The sequence below is a fragment of the Dietzia sp. B44 genome, from assembly GCF_014145245.1.
Taxonomy (GTDB): domain Bacteria; phylum Actinomycetota; class Actinomycetes; order Mycobacteriales; family Mycobacteriaceae; genus Dietzia; species Dietzia natronolimnaea.
This window is the reverse complement of sequence record NZ_JAALEF010000208.1, coordinates 1-2,234: the sequence shown is the minus strand read 5'-3', so window position 1 is coordinate 2,234 and position 2,234 is coordinate 1. Positions and strand designations below refer to the sequence as shown.

General features: G+C 68.5%; 3 protein-coding genes. 2 read left to right on the top strand and 1 reads right to left on the bottom strand.

The features are described 5' to 3' along the window. Positions 1-99 precede the first annotated feature (99 nt). Entirely contained in the window at positions 100-996 is an 897-nt protein-coding gene (locus G6017_RS07800; RefSeq protein WP_182616798.1) for a glycosyltransferase family 2 protein, read from the bottom strand. A gap of 62 nt (positions 997-1,058) precedes the next feature. Between G6017_RS07800 and ppgS the strand changes: the two genes are divergently transcribed. Beyond that, positions 1,059-1,811 carry a polyprenyl-phospho-N-acetylgalactosaminyl synthase PpgS gene (gene ppgS / locus G6017_RS07795; protein ID WP_241731421.1) on the top strand — a complete coding sequence of 251 codons (753 nt, stop codon included), beginning with the start codon at positions 1,059-1,061 and terminating at the stop codon, positions 1,809-1,811. Further along, complete coding sequence (locus G6017_RS07790; RefSeq protein ID WP_179524455.1) at positions 1,808-2,197, top strand: DUF2304 domain-containing protein; 390 nt, start codon at positions 1,808-1,810, stop codon at positions 2,195-2,197. The genes ppgS and G6017_RS07790 overlap by 4 nt, the downstream gene beginning before the upstream one ends. The last annotated feature ends 37 nt before the right edge of the window (positions 2,198-2,234 follow it).

The window sequence follows — 2,234 nt, the reverse complement described above, 5'->3', positions numbered from 1 at the left end:
CAGCCGATCAGTTCGCCGTCCTCACGGCGGTGCGGGATCCACGCCTCGGGGACCATCCGGGCCTCCTCTCGTGCCAGCTCCGGTCAATTCCCGTCGGGGTCAGAACTTCCGGAAGCTGTGACCGAGCAGCCGCTTGCCGCCCTCGGCGAACTTGCCGGCCCGGGCCGCGGTGGGCAACAGCGACAGCGCGTTGAGCCGCGAGGTCAGGTGCAGACGCGCGGCCCGCTCTGCGCTCTTCCAGCCCCGGGCCGCGAACGCGTCGGCCTCGCCGGCGAAGAAGCGGGCCTCCTCGTCGAAGCGGCGGCCGTCGAGCGCGCGCACCGAGGAGTCGGAGGCGGAATGCCGGCGGTAGAGGAACGCCAGGGTCGGGTCGTAGACCATGTGACCGCCACCGGTGATCACGTCGACCAGCAGCGCCAGGTCCTGCACCACGTCCAGTCCCTCGCGGAACCCGATGCGGCGGATCCACTCGGAACTCCACGCCAGAGACGGGAAATAGGTCCAGTTCCCGTGCATCAGCGAGGTCATGAGCTTCTCGCCGTGGAGGACCGTGCGACCGTCGGCCTTGGGCGAGGTGAACGCCTTGACGGTGTCGGACAGGGGCCGCACGGGGGCACCGTGTTCGTCGATGACGCTGACGCCGACCTCCATCACGGCGGCGTCGGGAACGGCCGCGAAACCGTCCGCCACCACCTGCAGGTAGTTGGGCAGCATGACGTCGTCGGCGCCCATCACCACGACGATCGGTGCCGTGACCATCTCCAGGCACTTGCGGTAGTTGCCGTTGGCGCCGAGGTTGGTCTCGTTCTTCTCGTAGGTCACCCGCTCGTCGCGCGCGGTGATCTCCCCCATGTAGCGGGCCGGCTCCGGGTCCGGGTAGCCGTCGTCCACCACGACCAGACGGAAGTCGGTGTAGGTCTGGGAGAGGACACTGTCCACAGCCTTCTTGAAGTGTCCGACATCCCCGTAGTAGGGGAGCATCACATCGATGGCCATCGGGGAACCGCCGTCCTTCTCTTCACAGGGTTTTCCGTTCGATCGCATAGTATCGACCGGCGATGAGCAGTGACAGTGAGCGACTCCCAGGACCCTCCGGCGCGGCAGGGGGCGGCCCCACAGGCAACCGCGACGTCTGGCTGGTCGTCCCCTGCTTCAACGAGGGCACCGTGATCGAGGACGTCCTCGGCACCGCACGCGAGACGTTCCCCTACATCGTTGCCGTGGACGACGGTTCGACCGACGACTCCGCGGCGGCGATCCACCGTGCGGGCGCGCACCTGGTCCGCCACCCCGTCAACCTCGGGCAGGGGGCCGCCATCCAGACCGGTGTCGAGTACGCCCGCGCGCAACCCGGCGCCCGTTACTTCGTCACCTTCGACGCCGACGGGCAGCACCAGGTCAAGGACGTCCTCGCGATGGTCGAGCGGCTGCGCTGTGAGCCCGTGGACATCGTGGTGGGGACCCGCTTCGGCCGCCCACGCCGCGAGGGCGACCAGGTGCCGCTGATCAAGCGGGTCGTCCTCAAGACCGTCGTCATGCTCAGCCCACGCACCCGCAGGCTCGGTCTGACGGACGCCCACAACGGACTGCGGGTGTTTAACCGGCGGGTCGCCGACGACCTCAACCTGCGTATGAACGGCATGAGTCACGCCAGCGAGTTCGTGGAACTGATGGACAGCCGTGGGTGGCGCGTGGCCGAGCAGCCGGTCGACATCCTCTACACCGAGTACTCCATGTCGAAGGGGCAGTCGCTGCTCAACGGGATCAACATCCTCTCCGACGGTTTCGTGGGAAAGAGGTTGCCGCGATGATCAAGGCACTGCTGTTGCTCGCCGGCGCCGCGCTGGTGGCGTTCTTCCTGGCCAACCGGCGCAAGGCGCGGGCCAAGGCCGGGGTCAAGATCGGCTTCGTGCTGTTCGTGGTGTTCATGGTCTACGCCGTGCTGCGCCCGGACGACCTCACCGTGGTGGCCAACGCGCTGGGCGTGCAGCGCGGCACCGACCTGGTGCTCTACGCGCTGGTGATGGGCTTCGCCTTTGTCACCGTCTCCACGTACGTGCGCTTCCGCGAACAGGAACTGCGCTACGCCCGGCTGGCCCGGTCCATCGCACTGCAGAACGCGGTGCGGCCGGAGGACGAGCCCCACGCGACCGCGGTGATGCCCGCCGCGGACGACGACGACCGCCCGCGACGGTGACCGGGCGGCCGACCACCGGCTCGGAAGTGAGCGGCGC